Here is a 16,550-nt window from a genome sequence, read left to right as displayed (position 1 = left end):
CGCCAGTCATCTCTTGACAGACCGGCTTTATGTAGTGATCAGCCCCATTGTGCAGGGCAACAGCGGCACGCACAATGGGGCTGACGTTTTTTATTCAAAAGACATTAAAGATGCGAATTACAAGGCTGCCACCACCGCGTCGCCCATGCCGGAACAGCTGACTTTCTCGCAACCGGCCTCGAAGATATCGGCGGTGCGATAGCCCTGCGCCAGCACCGTTTTCACCGCGTTCTCCACGCGCTGGGCGGCGGCTTCCTGGTTGAAGGTGTAGCGCAGCATCATCGCCGCCGACAGGATGGTAGCCAGTGGATTGGCCAGGTCCTTGCCGGCGATGTCCGGTGCAGAGCCGTGGCTAGGCTCGTACAGGCCCTTGTTGTTCTGGTCCAGCGACGCCGACGGCAGCATGCCGATGGAGCCTGTCAGCATCGAGGCTTCGTCGGACAGGATGTCGCCGAAGATGTTGCCGGTCACCATCACGTCGAACTGTTTCGGGTTGCGCACCAGCTGCATCGCGGCGTTGTCGACGTACATGTGGCTCAGCTCCACCTGCGGGTACTCGCGCGCCACGTCGATCATGATCTCCTTCCAGAACTCGGTGGTTTCCAGCACGTTGGCCTTGTCCACCGAACACAGCTTCTTGTTGCGTTTCATCGCGATGCCGAAGGCGACGTGGGCGATGCGGCGGATTTCGCCCTCGCTGTAACGCATGGTGTTGTACGCCTCGCGCTCGCCCAGCTCGTTGACGGCGATGCCGCGCGGCTGGCCGAAGTAGATGTCGCCGGTCAGCTCGCGCACAATCATGATGTCGAGACCGGATACCACTTCCGGCTTCAGCGTCGACGCGTTGGCCAGCTCCGGATACAGGATGGCCGGGCGCAGGTTGGCGAACAGGTTCAGGTCCTTGCGGATCGCCAGCAGGCCGCGCTCCGGACGCAGCGCGCGCTCCAGGTTGTCGTACTGCGGGCCGCCGACGGCGCCGAGCAGCACCGCGTCGGCGTCGCGACACAGGTTCTGCGTGAACGACGGGTAGGGATGACCGAACTCGTCGTAGGCGGCGCCACCCAGCGGCGCCTGCTCCATCTCGATCGGCAGGCCGTCGCTGCGCAACACTTCCAGCACGCGCTGCGCCTGGGCAATGATTTCCGGACCGATGCCGTCACCCGGCAAGACTGCGATTTTCATGATCTTTATCCCGTAGCGTGGAGGACAAGGTTGGCCGCAGTGCGGCCAACCTTTGAGGGTGGGTTCAGGCAAACAGCCACGGCTGTGCCGCGCGGTGCTTGCTCTCGAAGGCCTTGATCTCGGCTTCGTGCTTCAGCGTCAGGCCGATCTCGTCCAGGCCGCCGAGCAGGCAGTGCTTGCGGTGCTCGGTGATGTCGAAGGCGAACACCTTGCCGGACGGCGTGCTGATGGTCTGCGCCGCCAGGTCCACGTTCAGCGTGTAGCCTTCATTGGCCTCGCACTCGCGGAACAGCTGGTCGACCACCTCGGCCGGCTGCACGATGGGCAGCAGGCCGTTCTTGAAGCAGTTGTTGAAGAAGATGTCGGCGAACGACGGCGCGATGATGACGCGGAAGCCCTGGTCTTCCAGTGCCCACGGCGCGTGTTCACGCGAAGAGCCGCAGCCGAAGTTCTCGCGCGCCAGCAGCACCTGTGCGCCGGCGTAGCGCGGGAAGTTCAGCACGAAGTCAGGGTTCAGCGGACGCTGGCTGTTGTCCATGCCCGGCTCGCCGTGGTCCAGGTAGCGCCATTCGTCGAACAGGTTGGGACCGAAGCCGGAACGCTTGATGGACTTCAGGAATTGCTTGGGGATGATCGCGTCGGTATCGACGTTGGCGCGATCCAGCGGGCACACGAGGCCGTCAAGAGTGGTAAATGCCTTCATTGTGCTGCCCTTTCGATGGCGGAACCTGCGTTTCTGAGATCCTGGCCGACACCGGCCACGGTATTGCATCCGGTGACGGCGACCAGCAAGGCCAGCGCAGTCAGAAGTCGCATTGTCATGTCTGTATCTCCTAGCTGTGGCCCGCTTACAGCGCGCGAATGTCGACGAAGTGACCGGCCACCGCGGCGGCGGCGGCCATCGCCGGGCTGACCAGGTGGGTGCGACCGCCCTGACCCTGACGGCCTTCGAAGTTGCGGTTGGAGGTGGACGCGCAACGCTCGCCCGGCTGCAGGCGGTCGGCGTTCATCGCCAGACACATGGAGCAGCCCGGCTCGCGCCACTCGAAACCGGCGGCCACGAACACCTTGTCCAGCCCCTCCTGCTCCGCCTGCGCCTTCACCAGACCGGAGCCCGGCACCACCAGCACCTGCTTGACGTTGGCCGCCTTCTTGCGGCCCTTGGCCACCGCGGCGGCTTCACGCAGGTCTTCGATGCGGCTGTTGGTACAGGAGCCGATGAACACGATGTCCACCGGAATCTCGTTGATCGGGGTATTGGCCTGCAGGCCCATATAGGCCAGCGCGCGCTCGATGGAGCCCTTCTTCACCGGGTCGCTTTCCTGCGCCGGGTCCGGCACGCGGCCGTTGATGTCGGTCACCATTTCCGGCGAGGTGCCCCAGGTCACCTGTGGCTGGATCTCGGCGGCATCCAGCGTTACCACGGCGTCGAAGTGCGCGCCGTCATCGGAGTGCAGGGTGTTCCAGTAGGCCACGGCGGCGTCCCACTGCTCGGCCTTCGGCGCGAACGGACGGCCCTTCACGTAGTCGATGGTTTTCTGGTCCACCGCCACCAGGCCGGAACGGGCACCCGCTTCGATCGCCATATTGCACAGGCTCATGCGGCCTTCCATCGACAGCTCGCGGATCGCTTCGCCGCCGAACTCGATGGCGTAGCCGGTACCGCCGGCGGTGCCGATCTTGCCGATGATCGCCAGCGCCACGTCCTTGCCGGTAATGCCGGCCGGCAGCTTGCCATCGACCCGCACCAGCATGTTCTTGGATTTCTTCGCCACCAGGGTCTGGGTGGCCATCACGTGCTCGACCTCGGAGGTGCCGATGCCGTGCGCCAGCGCGCCGAAGGCGCCGTGGGTGGAGGTGTGGCTGTCGCCACAGACCACGGTCATGCCCGGCAGGGTGGCGCCCTGCTCCGGCCCCATCACGTGCACGATGCCCTGGCCCTTGTCCTTGAACGGGAAGTAGGCCAGCGCGCCGAAGGCCTTGATGTTGGCGTCCAGCGTTTCCACCTGCTGGCGCGAGATCGGGTCCTTGATGCCCTCGTCCCAGTGGTCGGTCGGGGTGTTGTGGTCGGCGGTCGACACCACCGAGTCCACGCGCCACAGCTTGCGACCGGCCAGTTTCAGCCCTTCGAAGGCCTGCGGGCTGGTCACTTCGTGGACCAGATGACGGTCAATATAGAGCAATACGGTGCCGTCTGCTTCTTCGTGCACCACGTGGCTGCTCCACAGCTTGTCGTAGAGGGTCTGTGCGGTCATGGTTCTGCTTTCTCGATGAGTTTGCCGACAACATTCCGGCAGTGGATCCGGTCATTCTGTCACGTCCGCCCGAGGCGGAACAAGCCGCTGCGGCCAAGCTTGGACCGGCCGCAGGCCGTGCGTAGTGGCCCTATCATTGACCAAGCCGGTTCCTAGTACAAGATAAGCATTTATACTAGTAGTCACACTACCAAGATAAGCCGCCCACACCATGAACGACGAGCGCACCACCAGCCCGCTGGGCGACTTCATCCGCAGCCACCGCGAGCGCGTATCGCCGCAGCAGGCCGGCCTGCCCGCCGGCAGCCGCCGCCGCGCCAAGGGCCTGCGCCGCGAGGAAGTCGCCGCGCTGTGCGGCATCAGCCCCACCTGGCTGACCTGGATCGAGCAGGGCCGCACGCAGTCGGTATCGGCCGCCACGCTGGCACGGCTGGCCGACGCGCTGCTGCTGAGCCGCGCCGAACGCGACTACCTGTTCAACCTCGCCGGGCAGAAGAATCCGGACGACGCCCACCTCGCCAGCGATCCGGAGGCACAACAGGCGCTGGCGCTGGCGGTCGGCAAAATCGCCGGCCCGGCCTATGTACTGGACGGGCTATGGTTCGTGCCGGCGTGGAACGCGCAGGCCGCCACCCTGTTTTGCGGCTGGCTGGACCAGCCGGAGCCGCGCCACAACCTGCTGCACTTCATGTTCCTGCACCCGCTGGCGCCGCAGCTGGTGGACGACTGGCCGACGCGGGCGCGGCGCATGGTGGCGGAATTCCGCGCCGAGATCAGCGCCCGCCGCGATGACGGTGAAGTCGGCGCCCTGCTCGATGGCCTGCGCCGGCAGAGCGGCGACTTCGACAGCCTGTGGCGGCAGCAGGACGTGCAGGGGCGAGAAGGCGGCGAGCGCGCGTTCAACCACGCGCAACTGGGACAGGTCAGTTACCAGCAACTGACGCTGCGACTGGCCAACGCGCCGGGACTGAAGCTGGTGATGCTGCTGTCGAGCTGAGGGCGGTGCTGCGGCCAACCTTTGGCCTCAACCGTGCACCGGCGGCGGCGTGCGCAGCCAGCGCCAGCACACCAGCACGCCGATGAAGGTCACCACCGCAGACACGGCAAAGGTCAGCGTCACCCCGCCATACGGCCACAGCACGCCACCAAGCAGGCCGCCGGCACTGCCGCCGATGCCGAAGGAAGCAATCACGTACAGGCCCTGGCCGCGCGCCTGGTGCTGCTCGGCAAAGTAGCGGTGGATCAGCCCCACCGCCGCCGCGTGATGTACACCGAAGGTGAAGGCGTGCAGCGTCTGCGCGAACACCGCCACCGCTGGCTGCGCCAGCAGCAGCGCGATCAGCACGAAGCGCAGCGCGGTCACCAGCAAGGATGCCAGCATCAGCTGCTCCAGCGTGAAGCGCGCCATCAGCCGCGGCATCAGCAGGAAGACGCTGATCTCGCAGATCACCCCCACCGACCACAGCCAGCCGATGGCGCTCTTGCCGTAGCCGGCCTGTTGCAGGCCGATCGAATAGAAGGTGTAGTAAGGCCCCATGCCGAAGGCGAGCAGGAAGCAGCAGGCGAACAGCGCCAGCACCTGCGGCCGGCGCAGGGTAGCGGCGATGGGTTGACGCGACGGACTGCGCGGCGCGGCCTGCACCTCCGGCACGAACCAGGCGGCCAGCGCGATCAGCAGCAACAGCGCCAGCACCGCCCACGGCAGGTTGCGAAGCCCGATCAGCTCCAGCAAGGCGCCGCCGACCAGCGACAGCGTGACAAAGCCGATCGAGCCCCACACCCGCACCCGGCTGTAGCGCCCCGGCGTGGCGCGCGTCAGGTGCGCGGTGCTGGCCTCGACCAGCGGCAGCGCCGCCGCCCAGAAGAAGTGCGATACCGCCAGGCTGACGAACACCCACCAGAAGCCGTTGTCCAGCCCGACGAAGGCGAACGCCAGCGCCGACAGCAGCGAGGTCGACAGGATAATGCTGCGCCGCCGGCCACGCCGGTCGGCCAGCCAGCCCCACAAGCCCGGCGCCACGATGCGCGCCAGCGTCGACAGCGCCATCAGCACCGAGATCTGCACCGTGCTGAACGCCAGCGACTCCAGATACAGCCCCCAGAACGGGCCGAACAGCCCCTGGAAGGCGAAATAGCTGAAGTAGAACGCGGCGAACGGACGCAGATCGGCAACGGGGGGCATGGCGGATTTTCTTTCAGGCAAGGGCAAAAACAGGCGCGGGGCGGCATGATAGCGCCATTGCCGGCCCCCGCCTACCGCTCACCAGCTGTCCTTGAAACGGGAGATGTCGCGGCGCGCCTTTTTCGTCGGCCGGCCGTCACCGTGCGGATAGCTGGCGTGTTCGGCCTTTTGCAGCGCGATCTGGTGTTCGCGCGCGGTCACCGACGCCTCGCTCTCGCTGTACAGCAGCTGCGCTTCCCTGGCCGGCCGTCGTTGTGTCGCCAGCGCCAGGATGGTGACCTTGTACTCCAGCCGCTCGATGCGGATCAACAGCTCGTCGCCCTCCTTCGCCACCCGCGAGCCCTTGACCCGCTCGCCGCCGACCAGCACCCGGCCCAGCTCCAGCGCCTCGTGCGCCAGCTGCCGCGTCTTGTAAAAGCGCGCCGCCCACAGCCACTTGTCCAGCCTTACCTTGTCGTCATCCGCCGTTGCGGCCAACCTTGCCTTGCTCATCGCGCCACCTGCCACTCGGCCTGCAGCAACCCCGGCAGCGCCAGCTGCAGACGATCGCCCCCCTTCAGTCGCCCCACCCCTTCCGGCGTGCCGGTAAACACCAGGTCGCCGGCGCGCAGGCCGTAGACGCGCGACAGGTAGCTGACGATGGTCGCCACCGGAAACTGCATCAGCGCGGTGTCGCCGTGCTGGCGCGGCTCGCCGTTGACGTGCAGATCGAACTGCAGCCGCGCCGGATCGGCGACCAGGTTGGCCGCAACGAAATCCGACACGCAGGCGGCGCCGCGAAAGCCCTTGGCCTTGGTCCACGGCAAGCCCTTGGCCTTCACCTCCGACTGCACGTCGCGCGCGGTCAGGTCCAGGCCGAGGCCGTAGCCGGCGATGCAGGACAGCGCCGCGGCCTCGTCGACGTGGTCGGCGTCCTTGCCGATCAGCAACACCAGCTCGCACTCGTAGTGCACCTCCTGCGAGTAGTCCGGCAGCACGATGGGGCTGCCCTCGCGCAGCAGCGCCGCATTCGGCTTCAGGAACACCACCGGCTCGCTCTCCACCGCGTTGCCCAGCTCGGCGGCATGGGCAGCGTAATTGCGCCCGATGCAGAACACCGTATTCACCCGCTGCGCGGTCCCCGACAGCTGCACGTACATGAATGTTTCCTTTTCTTGAAGTGATTGGGCCGGACTGGAGACAGGCAAAGCGCGGCCACTGCCGCAGTATGATTTTCCAGCCGCCGCAGGGCAACCTTGCCGCCGTCACCGCTACCGGCATCCGGGCATCGCCGACAGAAATTGATGCATCGCAACATACCAAAAGCATGAAGCAGGTTATACTGCCGCCATCATCCGCATCCCCGCCCCGACGGCCATCGCCCATGCGCTGGCATGGCGTTTGCGAGCCCGCAACGATATTCCTGCGCTGCAACAATAAGGCGCTGTGTTTTGTCATAAAGCGGTGGTACAGTCGTAAGCAACTACCGACAGCACCCGCAAGAAAACAGCCTGCATGCAGGGCGGGATGGTGCTGATCGTCTTTCCACTTTCGAAGGAGAACCCATGAGCCAGGAAACCCCCAACCCGCTGGACAGCTTTTTTGCCAACCTGTCCGAGGCCAATCAAAAGTGGATGCAGCAGTTCGTCAACTCCATGAGCAGCGGCCTGACGCCGCAAGATGCCGCCAACCCGATGGCCGGCGCCTGGAACCAGATGGTCAATAACGCCACCCAGTTCATCGCGATGCAGAACAGCCTGTACCAGCAGCAGATGAACCTGTGGATTCAGTTCCTGGGCCAGAACGGCGCCGCCGCTGCCCCGACGGCCAGCACTGACCGCCGCTTCTCGGCACCGGAATGGAACGATCATCCCTTCTACAGCTTCATCAAGCAAAGCTACCTGCTGACCTCGAAATGGATGACCGACCTCGCCGACCAGACCCATCTGGAAGGCGAAGACAAGGAACGACTGGCCTTCGTCACCCGCCAGTACATCGACGCCATGGCGCCGACCAACTTCATGCTGACCAATCCGGAAGTGATCAAGCAGGCCATCGAGACCAAGGGCGAGAGCCTGGTCGAAGGCATGAAGAACATGATGGAAGACATCCAGAAGGGTCACATCTCGATGTCGGACGAGACCAAGTTCGAGATCGGCAAGAACATTGCCTGCACCCCGGGCGAAGTGGTGTTCCGCAACGAGCTGATCGAGCTGATCCAGTACACCCCGACCACCGGCGAAGTCTACGAAAAGCCGCTGCTGATCGTGCCGCCCTGCGTCAACAAGTACTACCTGATGGACCTGCAGCCGGACAACTCCATGGTGCGCCACTTCGTCGCCCAGGGTTACCGCGTGTTCCTGGTCAGCTGGAAGTCCGCGACGCCGGAGATGAGGCTGTACCAGTGGGACAACTACATCGAGGAAGGCGTGATCGCCGCCGCCGAAGCGGTGCGCAAGATCACCAAGCAGCCTAGCATGAACGCGCTGGGCTTCTGCATCGGCGGCGTGATCCTCACCACCGCTCTGTGCGTGATGGAAGCGCGCGGCCTGAACTACATCGATTCCGCCACCTTCATGACCTCGCTGATCGACCACACCGATCCGGGCGAGATCAAGGTCTTCCTCGATGACAACTTCTTCAAGGGTCGCGAGGCCAAGCTGGCCGCCGGCAACGGCGGCATCGTCAGCGGCAAGGAGCTGGGCCGCACCTTTGCCAGCCTGCGCGCCAACGACCTGGTGTGGAACTACGTGGTCAACAACTACCTGCTGGGCAAAACGCCGCCACCGTTCGACCTCTTGTACTGGAACAACGACGCGGTGGACCTGCCGATGCCGATGCACACCTTCTTCCTGCGCGAGTACTACGACCGCAACGCGCTGACCAAGCCGGACAGCATCACCCTGTGCGGCGTGAAGATCGACATCCGCAAGATCAAGGTGCCGGTGTACATCTTCGCCGCGCGTGAAGACCACATCGTGCCGTGGAAATCGGCCTTCGACGGCGTCAAGTTCCTGGAAGGCGCCGCCTCGCGCCGCTTCGTGCTCGGCGCCTCCGGCCACATCGCCGGCTCCATCAACCCGGTGACCAAGGACAAGCGCAACTACTGGGTCAACGACACGTTGGCCGCCGACGCCGACACCTGGCTGGAAACCGCACAGAGCATGCCCGGCAGCTGGTGGAAGGACTGGGACGGCTGGCTGGCGCCGCAGTCCGGCAAGAAAGTGGCCGCGCCGAAGGCGATGGGCAGCAAGGAATTGCCGCCGCTGTGCCCGGCACCGGGTCTGTACGTGCAGGCCAAGGCCATGCCGCAACTGGCGGCCATGCAGTAAACAACCCGTCTCATGGATTGTGCTACAGTGCCCCTTGTGCGTCGCACAACAGCACTGTAGCCAATAACAAGCAAACACACTCGTGGAGAAACTCTCATGCAAGATATCGTGATCGTTGCCGCCCTGCGTACCGCTGTCGGCAGCTTTGGTGGCTCGCTGTCCAAAATCCCGGCTCCGGAGCTGGGTGCAACCGTGATCAAGGGTTTGCTGGAGAAGACCGGCGTGAAGCCGGAAGCGGTGAGCGAAGTGATCCTCGGTCAGGTGCTGACCGCCGGCGCCGGCCAGAACCCGGCGCGCCAGGCGCTGATCAAGGCCGGCCTGCCGGTGTCGACCCCGGCCTCCACCCTCAACGTGGTATGCGGCTCCGGCCTGCGCGCCGTGCACCTGGGTGCCCAGGCCATCGCCAACGGCGACGCCGAGATCGTGATCGCCGGCGGCCAGGAAAGCATGTCGCTGTCGCCGCACATCCTGCCGGGCTCGCGTGACGGCTTCCGCATGGGCAACGCCCAGCTGGTGGACACCATGGTTGCCGACGGCCTGACCGATGTCTACAACCAGTACCACATGGGCATCACCGCCGAAAACGTGGCCGCCAAGTACGAGATCAGCCGCGACGAGCAGGATGCGCTGGCACTGGCCTCGCAGAACCGCGCCGAAGCCGCGCAGAAAGCCGGCAAGTTCGTCGACGAGATCGTGCCGGTGCTGGTACCGCAGCGCAAGGGCGACCCTGTTGCCTTCGCCAGCGACGAGTACATCAAGGTGGGCACCACCACCGAAACCCTGGCCAAGCTGCGCCCGGCGTTCAAGAAAGACGGTTCCGTGACCGCCGGTAACGCCTCCGGCATCAACGACGGCGCCGCCGCGGTGATGCTGATGACCGCCGCCAAGGCCGCCGAACTGGGCCTGACGCCGCTGGCCACCATCAAGTCCTACGCGCTGACCGGCTGCGCACCGGAAATCATGGGCATCGGCCCGGTAGCCGCCACCCGCAAGGCGCTGGACAAGGCCGGCTGGAAGGTGGAAGACCTCGACCTGGTGGAAGCCAACGAAGCCTTCGCCGCACAGGCACTGGGCGTGGCGAAAGAGCTGGGCTGGAGCGCGGACAAGGTTAACGTCAACGGTGGCGCCATTGCACTGGGTCACCCGATCGGCGCTTCCGGCTGCCGCGTGCTGGTGACCCTGCTGCACGAAATGCAGCGTCGCGACGCCAAGAAAGGCCTGGCGACACTGTGCATCGGTGGCGGCATGGGCGTGGCGCTGGCGGTAGAACGCAAGTAAGCCTGTAGTCCGAAAAACCAAGCCGGAGCCTGCTCCGGCTTTTTTCATGCCCTATTCATTTATAGAAAGACAGACTATTGCGCCAATTGGCAAAATAATTTGCACAAAACACCCCGCCATCGCAGAATGCATACAATCTCCCACCGAGAAGTACGATGACGCACACCATCCCGACCCGCCTGGCCGCACTGCGCCGCCACATGCAGCAGCAAGGCATCGCCGCCTGCCTGATTCCGTCCTCCGATCCACACCTGTCCGAGTACCTGCCGCCCCACTGGCAGGGCCGGCGCTGGCTGTCCGGCTTTCACGGCTCGGTCGGCACCCTGATCGTCACCGCCGATTTTGCCGGCCTGTGGGCCGACAGCCGCTACTGGGTGCAGGCGGAACAGGAGCTGGCCGGCAGCGGCATCGCACTGATGAAGATCCAGACCGTGGCCCAGCCGCTGCACCTGGACTGGCTTGCGGCCAACCTTGGTGCCGGCGACGTGCTGGCGGTAGACGGCGACGTGCTGGCCCTGGCCAGCGCCCGCGCGCTGCAGGACAAACTCCTCGCCGCCGGCATCACGCTGCGCAGTGACGACCTGCTGCAGGCGGTGTGGCCGGATCGCTCGCCGCTGCCGGGCCAGCCGGTGTACGAACACCTGCCGCCCTACGCCGCCACCAGCCGCGCCGACAAGCTGGCCGCGGTGCGCGACGCGATGCGGCAGCACGGCGCCAGCCACCACTTCCTCTCCACGCTGGACGACATCGCCTGGCTGCTGAACCTGCGCGGCAGCGACGTCAGTTACAACCCGGTGTTCGTCAGCCACCTGCTGCTGGACGGCAGCGGCGGCACCCTGTTCGTCGGCGACGGCAAGATCGACACCGCGCTGGCGCAAAGGTTGGCCGCAGACGGCATCGCCGTCGCCGCTTACGGTCAGGCCAAGGTCGCGCTGGCGGCCCTGGCGGCGGACAGCCGCCTGCTGCTGGACCCCCGCCGCGTCACCCTCGGCCTGCGCGAGGCCATCGCGGCCAACGTTGCCGTGGTCGAGACCATCAACCCCTCCACCCTGCTCAAGTCGCGCAAGAGCGAGGCCGAGGCGCAGCACGTGCGCGACACCATGGTGCAGGACGGCGTGGCGCTGGCCGAGTTCTTTGCCTGGTTCGAGGGCGCGGTCAACCGCGAGACCATCACCGAGCTGACCATCACCGAGCTGACCATCGACGAGCAGATCACCGCCGCGCGCGCCCGCCGCCCCGGCTTCGTGTCGCCCAGCTTCGCCACCATCGCCGGCTTCAACGCCAACGGCGCGCTGCCGCACTACCGCGCCACCGCGGCACACCACGCGGCGATCGAGGGCGACGGCCTGCTGCTGATCGACTCCGGCGGCCAGTACCTGGGCGGCACCACCGACATCACCCGCGTGGTGGCGGTGGGCCAGCCCAGCGCCGAACAGAAGCGCGACTTCACGCTGGTGCTGAAGGGTATGATCGCCCTGTCGCGCGCGCAGTTTCCGCAGGGCACGCTGTCGCCGATGCTGGACGCGCTGGCGCGGGCGCCGATCTGGCAGCACGGCATCGACTTCGGCCACGGCGTCGGCCACGGTGTCGGCTATTTCCTCAACGTGCACGAAGGCCCGCAGAGCATCTCGCGCTCGCAGCCGGAAGCGACCATGGCGATGCAACCGGGCATGATCACCTCCAACGAGCCGGGCATCTACCGCCCCGGCCAGTGGGGCGTGCGCATCGAGAACCTGCTGCTGAACGTGGCCGCCGACAGCAACGCGTTCGGCGACTTCCTCAAGTTCGAAACGCTGACGCTGTGCCCGATCGACCTGCGCTGCATCGAACCCGCGCTGCTGAACCAGGAGGAAACCGACTGGCTCAACGACTACCACCGCCACGTGCGCGAACGGCTAGCACCTCAGCTGGACGGCGTGGCGCTGGCCTGGCTGCAGCAGCACACCCGCGCGCTGTAAGCCCGCCCCCTCCCTGCCGAACAAGGTTGGCCGCAACACTGCGGCCAACCTTGTTTTTTTGGCACGCCCCGCGACGCCATCGCCGGCTGTAGTAAACTGGCGGCCCAGTCCGTCGGGATATTCATATGCGATACCCTTTCCTTGTCCTGCTCCTGCTGCTGACCGGCTACAGCCAGCCGGGACGCGCACTGGCGATCTACACCGAAGACTGGCCGCCGCTCAGCTTCCGCAACAAGCAGGATGCCGCCGCCGGCATGGCGGTGGAAGTGGTGCAGGCGCTGCAAAAGCGCACCGGCAACCGCGACACCATCCAGGTACAACCGTGGGCGCGCGCCTACCAGCACCTGCTGAGCGAACCAGACGTGCTGCTGTTTACCGTGGGCCGCAATGCCGAGCGCGAAGGCAAGATGACGCTGCTGGGACCGGTGGCGACCTCCAGCACCGACGTGTTCGCGCTGCGCGAACAGGCGCAGCAGCTGCGCGACATGGGCGACGTGCGGCGGCGGTTGCCGACCGCGGCCTATCGCGGCAGCATTTTCGAGAGCACCGCGCGGACGCACGGTTACAACGTCACCGCCACCACCGACCCGCAGCACTCGGCCAGGATGCTGCTGGCCGGCCGCGTGCGGCTGTGGGCGGAGGGCAATATCGTGGTGCCGCAGGTGCTGCAGCGGCTGGGGATCGCCGACAACGCGGTGGAGCGCATCGCGACGCTGGAGTCGCTGGCGCTGTACCTCGCCTTCTCTAGGGGCACGTCGCGGCAACAGGTGCTGGCCTGGGAGCAGGCGCTGCGCGACATGAAGCGTGACGGCAGCTTCCAGGCCATCCACAAGCGCTGGTTCCCGCTCAGCGCGCCACCGCTGGAGGTGCTGCGCGTCGGGCTGGAGCCGTAAGCCCCGCCACGCAACGGCCATGAAAAAACCCCGCTGTCAGACAGCGGGGTTTTTCGTGGTGAAGCCGGCCGGATCGATCAGGCCTTGACCACCTTGGCAATCGCTTCGGCCACGTAGCCGATGTTCTTGCTGTTCAGTGCCGCCAGGCAGATACGGCCGGTGGACACCGCGTAGATGCCGAACTCTTCCTTCAGGCGCTCGACCTGGGCCACGGTCAGGCCGGTGTAGGAGAACATGCCGCGCTGCTTGATCACGAAGCTGAAGTCCTGCGCCACGCCCTGGGCCTGGATCGCTTCCACCAGTGCCACGCGCATGGCGCGGATGCGATCGCGCATGCCTGCCAGTTCGTCTTCCCACTGCTGGCGCAGTTCCGGGCTGGACAGTACCGCCGCCACCACCGCACCGCCGTGGATAGGCGGGTTGGAGTAGTTGGTACGGATCACGCGCTTGAGCTGCGACAGCACGCGCGCGGACTCTTCCTTGCTCTCGGTCACGATGGACAGCGCGCCGACGCGTTCGCCGTACAGCGAGAAGCTCTTGGAGAAGGAGCTGGACACGAAAAACTGCAGGCCGGAGGCGGAGAACAGGCGCACCGCCACCGCATCGGCCTCGATGCCGTCGGCAAAGCCCTGGTAGGCCATGTCGAGGAACGGCACCAGACCGCGGCTGCGGCAGGCGTCCACCACTTCCGCCCACTGGGCGTCGGACAGGTCGGCGCCGGTCGGGTTGTGGCAGCAGGCGTGCAGCACGATCACGGAACCAGCGTCCAGGCCCAGCAGGAAGGCCTTCATCGCCTCGAAGTTCACGCCACGGGTCGCTTCGTCGTAGTACGGGTAGTTTTCAACGGTGAAGCCGGCGGACTCGAACAGCGCGCGGTGGTTTTCCCACGACGGGTTGCTGATGTAGACCTTGGCGTCAGCATTCAGGCGCTTCAGGAAGTCGGCACCGATCTTCAGGGCGCCGGTACCACCCAGCGCTTCGGCGGTCACCACGCGACCGGCGGCGGTCAGCGCGCTGTCGGCGCCGAACAGCAGGTTCTGCACCGCCAAGGTGTAGGTGGCCGGGCCTTCGATCGGCTGGTAGCCGCGCGGCGGCATCGCTTCCAGACGCACCTTTTCGGCGGCCTTCACGGCGGCCAGCAGCGGGATCTTGCCGTTGTCGTCGTAATAAACGCCGACACCCAGGTTGACTTTTGTCGGACGGGTATCGGCGTTGAAGGCTTCGTTCAGGCCAAGAATCGGGTCGCGCGGCGCCATTTCCACGGCGGCGAAGATCGAAGAGGACATGCGGGGCTCCAAAGTGTTGAATGACTTGCTGCCGGCAGCATACGGGTCGCTACCGGCCGGCAGACAGGGTGACAAAATCCGGACACAGAAGTCTATCACGAGGCATCGCGCCGCGCTGCGGCAAGCAGCTTGACGTTTGTGCCGCAGGCTTGCGCCGATAAGCGACATGGCGGCACATCCTGCCATGCCGGCGGCCATGGCTACGGGCCGCGCGCCGCCGGCTGTCCCAGCGGGGCAGCTTTGTGTCAATTCCGCCCGCCAGGGGTTGCGGCCAGGCTTGCGCGCCGGCACCCTGCCCGCTGCGACCGGCACCGGCCGCGTGCTACCATCGCGCTTTCCCTGTCCGGCCCCGACCCTCATGCACATCGTCCGCTTTGCCGACTGCCCGCCCAGCCCGTGGAAAAACGGCGGCGGCATCACCCGCCAGCTGCTGATCCGCCCCGCTGCGGCCAACCTTGACGACTTTGCGCTGCGCGTCAGCGTCGCCGATGTCGACAGCGACGGCCCGTTCTCGCGCTTCGACGGCATCGACCGCACCCTGACGCTGCTGGAAGGCGGCGGCCTGCAGTTGCAGCGCGACGGTGCGCCACTGGCCACGCTGCAAACGGACAGCCCGCTGCTGCACTTTGCCGGCGAATGGCCGATCAGCAGCCGGCGCCTAGCCGGCAAGGTGCGCGACTTCAACATCATGACCCGCCGCAGCCGCTGCCGGCACCGCGCCGAACGGCTGTCGCTCGACGGCAGCCTGACGCTGGCGCACGACGGCCCGCTGCTGCTGTTCCTGGCACAGGGCGACGCGGTGACGGTGAATGGTGGCGAAGTCAGCGACAGGCTGCGGCCGTTCGACCTGCTATGGCGGGAGCAGGCCGGCACGCTGCAGCTGCACAGCGACAACGCCTGCCAACTACTGCTGGCGCATGTCGTGTTTGGGGATGCGGGGACCGACGGCGATGACTGAGGACATCGCCTCGCCCTGCGTCAAGCAATGCCGGCTCGATGCCAGCGGCCGCTACTGCACCGGCTGCCTGCGCACGCTGGCGGAGATCAGCGGCTGGGGCTCGGCCAGCAAGGCGGAGAAACAGGCGGCGTTGCAGCGCATCGCCAGCCTGCGCCAGCCCTTGCCGCTGCGCGAACTGAACTGCGGCCGTTGCGGCCAACCTTTCCACTGCGGCACAGGCGGCGACAAGGGGGGCTGCTGGTGCATGGCCCTGCCGCCGCTGGCCAGCGCCGACAGCGGCGGCGACTGCCTGTGCCCGGCCTGTCTGCAACAGTTGGCCGCAACGCGCTGACCGCTTAGCGCCACTAACAAAACCCCTGCTCCTGCGTTGCGCCGCCTTGCCGTACGACTTGTACTGTCTGCGTCGGCGCGCCTTGGCTCAGGTGCGCTGCGAGGTTTTGTTCGCGGCGCTTACTTCAGCATGTCGTAGGCCAGCTTCAGGATCAGCACGCTGACCAGCAGCAGGAACAGGATGCGCACGAAGCCGGCGCCCTTGCGCATCGCGATGTGCGAGCCGACCATGGCGCCGGCGACATTGCACACCGCCATCGGCAGCGCGTAGCCGAACAGCACGTTGCCGGTCGGGATGAAGAAGCTCAGCGCCGCGATATTGGTCGACAGGTTGACCACCTTGGCCGAGGCCGAGGCGTGCAGGAAGTCGAAGGCGAAAAAGCGCACGAACAAGAACATCAGGAAGCTGCCGGTGCCCGGCCCGAACAGGCCGTCGTAAAAGCCGATGGCGCCGCCGATCAGCAGGCCGACCACCAGCTCGCGGCGGCCGATCGCCACCGGCGCATGCACCGCGCCGAGGGTCTTCTTGCGGAAGGTGTACACCGCCATCACGATCAGCAGCACCAGCACCAGCGGCCGCATCACCGTCGCCGGGATCAGGCTCACCGCCGCCGCGCCGGCGAACGACATCACGAACGCCGCCGCCGCCGCCGGCAGTACCAGCCGCCACGGGATGGTGACCTGACGCAGGTAGGAACGGGCCGCCGACAGCGTGCCCATCGCCGAGGCCATCTTGTTGGTCCCGAACAGCGCCGGCACCGAGGCATTCGGCAGCGCATTGAACAGCGCCGGGATCTGGATCAGGCCGCCACCGCCGACGGCGGCGTCGATCAGACCGGCAAGAAACGCAAACGCGCACAAAAACGACAAAGTCAACATCAATAGCATTCCGGACGAGGCAAGCCGCGCATTGTACG

The 16,550-nt window shown here is 66.1% G+C and carries 16 protein-coding genes; 7 read left to right on the top strand and 9 right to left on the bottom strand.

Going from position 1 to position 16,550, the window contains the following annotated elements:
• Positions 1 to 117: 117 nt before the first annotated feature.
• The 4 genes from leuB to leuC form a co-directional block, all read right to left on the bottom strand.
• Positions 118 to 1,182: a 3-isopropylmalate dehydrogenase gene (gene leuB, locus IE100_RS02055; protein WP_189372487.1), complete on the bottom strand. Its 1,065-nt coding sequence runs from the start codon at positions 1,180 to 1,182 to the stop codon at positions 118 to 120.
• A gap of 64 nt (positions 1,183 to 1,246) precedes the next feature.
• Positions 1,247 to 1,885, bottom strand: a complete 639-nt coding sequence (gene leuD / locus IE100_RS02050) for a 3-isopropylmalate dehydratase small subunit (protein WP_189372486.1) — start codon at positions 1,883 to 1,885, stop codon at positions 1,247 to 1,249.
• On the bottom strand, positions 1,882 to 1,998 hold the full coding sequence (locus IE100_RS02045; RefSeq protein WP_189372693.1) for an entericidin A/B family lipoprotein: 117 nt from the start codon (positions 1,996 to 1,998) through the stop codon (positions 1,882 to 1,884). The genes leuD and IE100_RS02045 overlap by 4 nt, the downstream gene beginning before the upstream one ends.
• Positions 1,999 to 2,030: 32 nt before the next feature.
• Positions 2,031 to 3,437 carry a 3-isopropylmalate dehydratase large subunit gene (leuC, locus tag IE100_RS02040; protein ID WP_189372485.1) on the bottom strand — a complete coding sequence of 469 codons (1,407 nt, stop codon included), beginning with the start codon at positions 3,435 to 3,437 and terminating at the stop codon, positions 2,031 to 2,033.
• Between the two features lie 211 nt (positions 3,438 to 3,648).
• Between leuC and IE100_RS02035 the strand changes: the two genes are divergently transcribed.
• Positions 3,649 to 4,434 (top strand): helix-turn-helix transcriptional regulator, encoded by a 786-nt coding sequence (locus tag IE100_RS02035; RefSeq protein WP_189372484.1) that lies wholly within the window; start codon positions 3,649 to 3,651, stop codon positions 4,432 to 4,434.
• A gap of 27 nt (positions 4,435 to 4,461) precedes the next feature.
• Here IE100_RS02035 and IE100_RS02030 read toward each other — a convergent pair whose 3' ends face one another.
• From IE100_RS02030 to IE100_RS02020, 3 genes are all read right to left on the bottom strand, one after another.
• The gene (locus IE100_RS02030; protein ID WP_189372483.1) at positions 4,462 to 5,619 is read right to left on the bottom strand and encodes an MFS transporter; all 1,158 of its coding nucleotides are present in this window, start codon (positions 5,617 to 5,619) and stop codon (positions 4,462 to 4,464) included.
• Positions 5,620 to 5,697: 78 nt separating this feature from the next.
• Positions 5,698 to 6,111, bottom strand: coding sequence for an RNA-binding S4 domain-containing protein (locus IE100_RS02025; RefSeq protein ID WP_189372482.1), 414 nt, complete (start codon positions 6,109 to 6,111; stop codon positions 5,698 to 5,700).
• Complete coding sequence (locus IE100_RS02020; RefSeq protein ID WP_189372481.1) at positions 6,108 to 6,758, bottom strand: fumarylacetoacetate hydrolase family protein; 651 nt, start codon at positions 6,756 to 6,758, stop codon at positions 6,108 to 6,110. The genes IE100_RS02025 and IE100_RS02020 overlap by 4 nt, the downstream gene beginning before the upstream one ends.
• A gap of 405 nt (positions 6,759 to 7,163) precedes the next feature.
• Between IE100_RS02020 and IE100_RS02015 the strand changes: the two genes are divergently transcribed.
• From IE100_RS02015 to IE100_RS02000, 4 genes are all read left to right on the top strand, one after another.
• Positions 7,164 to 8,930 (top strand): PHA/PHB synthase family protein, encoded by a 1,767-nt coding sequence (locus IE100_RS02015; RefSeq protein WP_189372480.1) that lies wholly within the window; start codon positions 7,164 to 7,166, stop codon positions 8,928 to 8,930.
• A gap of 96 nt (positions 8,931 to 9,026) precedes the next feature.
• Positions 9,027 to 10,208, top strand: coding sequence for an acetyl-CoA C-acetyltransferase (locus tag IE100_RS02010; RefSeq protein WP_189372479.1), 1,182 nt, complete (start codon positions 9,027 to 9,029; stop codon positions 10,206 to 10,208).
• 155 nt (positions 10,209 to 10,363) lie between these two features.
• Positions 10,364 to 12,166 (top strand): aminopeptidase P family protein, encoded by a 1,803-nt coding sequence (locus IE100_RS02005; protein WP_189372478.1) that lies wholly within the window; start codon positions 10,364 to 10,366, stop codon positions 12,164 to 12,166.
• A 125-nt stretch (positions 12,167 to 12,291) separates the two neighbouring features.
• Positions 12,292 to 13,059 carry a substrate-binding periplasmic protein gene (locus IE100_RS02000; RefSeq protein ID WP_189372477.1) on the top strand — a complete coding sequence of 256 codons (768 nt, stop codon included), beginning with the start codon at positions 12,292 to 12,294 and terminating at the stop codon, positions 13,057 to 13,059.
• A gap of 77 nt (positions 13,060 to 13,136) precedes the next feature.
• Here IE100_RS02000 and IE100_RS01995 read toward each other — a convergent pair whose 3' ends face one another.
• Positions 13,137 to 14,345, bottom strand: a complete 1,209-nt coding sequence (locus tag IE100_RS01995; protein ID WP_189372476.1) for an amino acid aminotransferase — start codon at positions 14,343 to 14,345, stop codon at positions 13,137 to 13,139.
• Between the two features lie 358 nt (positions 14,346 to 14,703).
• Here IE100_RS01995 and IE100_RS01990 point away from each other — a divergent pair, with 358 nt between their 5' ends.
• Both IE100_RS01990 and IE100_RS01985 read left to right on the top strand, forming a co-directional pair.
• Positions 14,704 to 15,303 (top strand): HutD/Ves family protein, encoded by a 600-nt coding sequence (locus IE100_RS01990; RefSeq protein WP_189372475.1) that lies wholly within the window; start codon positions 14,704 to 14,706, stop codon positions 15,301 to 15,303.
• On the top strand, positions 15,296 to 15,634 hold the full coding sequence (locus IE100_RS01985; protein ID WP_189372474.1) for a cysteine-rich CWC family protein: 339 nt from the start codon (positions 15,296 to 15,298) through the stop codon (positions 15,632 to 15,634). The genes IE100_RS01990 and IE100_RS01985 overlap by 8 nt, the downstream gene beginning before the upstream one ends.
• Before the next feature lie 119 nt (positions 15,635 to 15,753).
• Here the strand turns inward: IE100_RS01985 and IE100_RS01980 are convergent, their stop codons facing one another.
• Positions 15,754 to 16,512, bottom strand: coding sequence for a sulfite exporter TauE/SafE family protein (locus tag IE100_RS01980; protein ID WP_189372473.1), 759 nt, complete (start codon positions 16,510 to 16,512; stop codon positions 15,754 to 15,756).
• Positions 16,513 to 16,550 lie beyond the last annotated feature (38 nt).

The sequence above is a fragment of the Vogesella alkaliphila genome (genome assembly GCF_014652475.1).
Classification (GTDB): domain Bacteria; phylum Pseudomonadota; class Gammaproteobacteria; order Burkholderiales; family Chromobacteriaceae; genus Vogesella; species Vogesella alkaliphila.
Note: the sequence above shows the minus strand (reverse complement) of the source record. Positions and strands in the feature narration are given on the sequence as shown.

What these genes read in the sequence shown, in the direction of transcription:
- leuB (WP_189372487.1), bottom strand. Translation starts at nt 1,182, where the DNA reads ATGAAAATCGCAGTCTTGCCGGGTGACGGCATCGGTCCGGAAATCATT.
- leuD (WP_189372486.1), bottom strand. Translation starts at nt 1,885, where the DNA reads ATGAAGGCATTTACCACTCTTGACGGCCTCGTGTGCCCGCTGGATCGC.
- IE100_RS02045 (WP_189372693.1), bottom strand. Translation starts at nt 1,998, where the DNA reads ATGCGACTTCTGACTGCGCTGGCCTTGCTGGTCGCCGTCACCGGATGC.
- leuC (WP_189372485.1), bottom strand. Translation starts at nt 3,437, where the DNA reads ATGACCGCACAGACCCTCTACGACAAGCTGTGGAGCAGCCACGTGGTG.
- IE100_RS02035 (WP_189372484.1), top strand. Translation starts at nt 3,649, where the DNA reads ATGAACGACGAGCGCACCACCAGCCCGCTGGGCGACTTCATCCGCAGC.
- IE100_RS02030 (WP_189372483.1), bottom strand. Translation starts at nt 5,619, where the DNA reads ATGCCCCCCGTTGCCGATCTGCGTCCGTTCGCCGCGTTCTACTTCAGC.
- IE100_RS02025 (WP_189372482.1), bottom strand. Translation starts at nt 6,111, where the DNA reads ATGAGCAAGGCAAGGTTGGCCGCAACGGCGGATGACGACAAGGTAAGG.
- IE100_RS02020 (WP_189372481.1), bottom strand. Translation starts at nt 6,758, where the DNA reads ATGTACGTGCAGCTGTCGGGGACCGCGCAGCGGGTGAATACGGTGTTC.
- IE100_RS02015 (WP_189372480.1), top strand. Translation starts at nt 7,164, where the DNA reads ATGAGCCAGGAAACCCCCAACCCGCTGGACAGCTTTTTTGCCAACCTG.
- IE100_RS02010 (WP_189372479.1), top strand. Translation starts at nt 9,027, where the DNA reads ATGCAAGATATCGTGATCGTTGCCGCCCTGCGTACCGCTGTCGGCAGC.
- IE100_RS02005 (WP_189372478.1), top strand. Translation starts at nt 10,364, where the DNA reads ATGACGCACACCATCCCGACCCGCCTGGCCGCACTGCGCCGCCACATG.
- IE100_RS02000 (WP_189372477.1), top strand. Translation starts at nt 12,292, where the DNA reads ATGCGATACCCTTTCCTTGTCCTGCTCCTGCTGCTGACCGGCTACAGC.
- IE100_RS01995 (WP_189372476.1), bottom strand. Translation starts at nt 14,345, where the DNA reads ATGTCCTCTTCGATCTTCGCCGCCGTGGAAATGGCGCCGCGCGACCCG.
- IE100_RS01990 (WP_189372475.1), top strand. Translation starts at nt 14,704, where the DNA reads ATGCACATCGTCCGCTTTGCCGACTGCCCGCCCAGCCCGTGGAAAAAC.
- IE100_RS01985 (WP_189372474.1), top strand. Translation starts at nt 15,296, where the DNA reads ATGACTGAGGACATCGCCTCGCCCTGCGTCAAGCAATGCCGGCTCGAT.
- IE100_RS01980 (WP_189372473.1), bottom strand. Translation starts at nt 16,512, where the DNA reads ATGTTGACTTTGTCGTTTTTGTGCGCGTTTGCGTTTCTTGCCGGTCTG.